This is a genomic window from Bacillus sp. LL01 (genome assembly GCF_001037965.1).
In genome coordinates this window covers 1-3,039 of record NZ_LFEL01000283.1, presented here as the reverse complement: position 1 = coordinate 3,039, position 3,039 = coordinate 1, and the positions used below count along the sequence as shown (strand labels likewise).

Genomic DNA, 3,039 nt, shown 5'->3' with positions numbered 1-3,039 from the left:
TGCTGCAACAAAGCATGGGGTTGTCGTTGTAAATGCTCCTGATGGAAACACTATTTCAACAGCCGAACACACCTTTGCTATGATCATTTCTCTACTTAGAAAAATCCCTCAGGCGAATGCTTCAATTAAATCTGGAGAATGGAATCGAAAAGCGTTCCAAGGATCTGAGCTTCGTGGAAAAACACTTGGTATCGTAGGGTTTGGACGTATTGGTACACAAATTGCTAAAAGAGCGCGTGCATTTGAGATGCCGYTTTTAGTATTTGATCCATTTTTAACGAAAGCAAGAGCAGAAAAAATTGGTGTCATTCCAGCGACTTTAGATGATGTATTGGCTCAATCTGATATTATTACTGTGCATACTCCGCTCACAAAAGAAACCAAAGGAATTCTCGGTATGGAAAATATCGCGAAAACGAAAAAAGGTGTCTTTTTAATTAACTGTGCACGTGGTGGTATTATTGATGAACAAGCTCTGAAGCATTATTTGGCTAATGGGCATATTGCTGGTGCAGCTTTAGATGTATTTGAAGAAGAACCTGCACAAGATAAAGAACTTCTTAAATTTGACAATGTTATTGCTACTCCACATATTGCTGCTTCTACAAAAGAAGCTCAATTAAATGTAGCATCTCAAGTGTCAGAGGAAGTCATTCGATTCCTTGATGGAGAACCTGCAACAAACTCAATCAACCTACCAACCTTATCAAAAGAAATTTATGATAAGATCCAACCGTTCTATGACCTTACTAAGCGTATGGGTAACTTATTATCACAAGTAATGAAAACTCCAGTTCAGGAAATTGAAGTCTTCTATGGTGGTAAAATAAATGATCTTGAAACATCAATTACTACACGTAGTTTAATAGCTGGCTTCCTACAGCCTCGTGTAGATGCAGCCGTAAATGATGTTAATGCTGCTCTTATCGCAAAAGAAAGAGGCATTACGTATGGTGAGAAGCATGTAGAGAATACATTTGGCTACTCAAACTTAATTCACGCTGTAGTGCATGGCGAGGATCGTAAATTTGAGATTAAAGGAACCTATATTAAAGAATACGGGGCACGCATTGTAAGCATTAACGGCTTTAACGTTGATTTTATTCCTCAGGGCCACCTGCTTTATGTTCAGCACAATGATAAACCTGGTGTTATTGGTCGTATGGGACAATTACTTGCTGAACATGATGTGAACATTGCAACGATGCAGGTAGGTCGTAAACAAGAAGGCGGAGAAGCCATTATGATGATTGGCGTTGATAAAACAGTGGATGAAAATGTATTAGAAGCGATTCGCAAAATTGATGATATTCATTTCGCTGATAAGATTGAAGGTTAAGCAAAAAAAGAGATGGCAGCTGCCATCTCTTTTTACTTTCTTTATCCTAGTGGTACTTCCTTACGCTTACCTTTTTCAAACGTCATTAATGAGTTATATCCAATCGATTTTGCCAGGTCAATCGCCTGGTCAAATTCAGCTCCAACATGCTCTGGTTCATGTGCATCAGAACTCAATACAATTGGAATGTTCTTGTCATAACACATCTGTAATAATTTGGGATCAGGATATAATTCACCCACAGGTTTTCTAAGGCCGGCTGTACTAATCTCTACACATGTTTTTGAATTCGCTAACGCTGTTGTAGCTCGGTCGTATTGTTCTAACAAAAATGCTTCATCTTCAGGTACATATTTAAAAATCTTAACGAGGTCTAAATGGCCGACAATATCAAATAGATTTGATTCGGCTAACGTCACAACTTGATCGTAATAGCCACGGTATGTATCATATAAATCTCGCTTGTCCCATTCACTACGATATTCAGCTAAATCAATTCCGAAATCCCCTACCCAATGAATTGAACCGATGACATAATCGAAATCATATTGATCAATAAATGTCTTCATTTCTGAATGCTTTCCTGGAGTATAATCCATTTCAATCGACATTTTCACATCAATATTGGCATCCCATGCTTGTTTGAACAGATTCACATAGTCTCCCATATCATAATATCTTCGCTCATCTACCCAAGGGTTACGTAAAATATCTTTTGTTTGATAAAAATGATAGGCATGTTCTGAAATTCCGAAGTGTTCAATCCCTTTTGCTTTTGCTTGGTCTGTAAATTGCTTTAAATACTCAAGAGATAGTTCGCCTTTTTCTAGGTGATTATGATAATCGGTTTTCATTGTCATCCTCCAATTATGAATTATGTCTTGTAACAACCATTGTACCAAATGTATAAAAATTCTGACAGAGAGAGGAGTTCAATTTACCAAATATGTTGAAATAAGGTTTCTAACTGATCTTCTCGGTGCATTTTTAAATAGATCTTCCCTCTTTCAGTCAGAAATAATGCATCATCAGTTGAATAAACAAGCTTCTCTGCATAGGCTACATCGATGTAAAATTGATAAAGAAGTGCTATATGCTTTTTCTTTTTACCCATTAACCGGTAGCCGAATGTCTTATCATGCGTTCGCCAAAAACGTGGATGAAGCTTCCGTTTACCAATTAAACGGATAAAAGAATGCTTATTAATTTTATGTAGCATGAAAACAAAGCCATCAACTAAGTCAACTTGATTTGATGTTAAGTCCGTTTGTTCATTCAACCATTGAAAAAGTTCCGTACTAACGATTACTTGWTCTTTCATGTCTCATACCTTCTACCTTTTCCAAGTTTCATAGACCTCATTTTACCATATTCGACACTCTTTTTATAGGTAGAAATCGTGATTTCATTTTTAAAAAGCATGCTTCACTAACTCCGAAGCATGCTTGATTATTCCTATTTTACGACTAAAGCCTCACCGATATAGATGGAATCACTTGCAAGTTCATTCCATTCTTTAATTTGTTCAATACTTGTTTCAAATTTCTCACTTAAACTCCAAAGCGTGTCACCTTGTTTAACCGTGATTGATAACGGTTCATCCTTTTTTTTCAATACATCTTGTCTCTTTTTTTCCTGTTCAATATATTCATTTATCGAAGAATCTATTTTATCCTCATTCTCCATGTGTGCCATCACAT

At 36.5% G+C, this 3,039-nt stretch carries 4 protein-coding genes; 1 reads left to right on the top strand and 3 read right to left on the bottom strand.

Going from position 1 to position 3,039, the window contains the following annotated elements; genetic code table 11:
* Positions 1-1,339 (top strand): phosphoglycerate dehydrogenase (gene serA / locus AB685_RS29495; protein WP_047974175.1); only part of this gene is annotated, 1,339 nt, incomplete at its 5' end.
* Positions 1,340-1,380: 41 nt separating this feature from the next.
* Here serA and AB685_RS29490 read toward each other — a convergent pair.
* The 3 genes from AB685_RS29490 to AB685_RS29480 form a co-directional block, all read right to left on the bottom strand.
* On the bottom strand, positions 1,381-2,193 hold the full coding sequence (locus AB685_RS29490; protein ID WP_047974174.1) for a histidinol-phosphatase: 813 nt from the start codon (positions 2,191-2,193) through the stop codon (positions 1,381-1,383).
* 83 nt (positions 2,194-2,276) lie between these two features.
* The gene (locus tag AB685_RS29485) at positions 2,277-2,660 is read right to left on the bottom strand and encodes a hypothetical protein (RefSeq protein ID WP_047974173.1); all 384 of its coding nucleotides are present in this window, start codon (positions 2,658-2,660) and stop codon (positions 2,277-2,279) included.
* Positions 2,661-2,794: 134 nt separating this feature from the next.
* Positions 2,795-3,039: LysM peptidoglycan-binding domain-containing protein (locus tag AB685_RS29480; RefSeq protein ID WP_047974172.1), on the bottom strand; the 245-nt coding region annotated here is incomplete at its 5' end.

Excerpts from the sequence above, each read along its gene's own strand:
- AB685_RS29490 (WP_047974174.1), bottom strand. The coding sequence starts at position 2,193 with ATGAAAACCGATTATCATAATCACCTAGAAAAAGGCGAACTATCTCTT.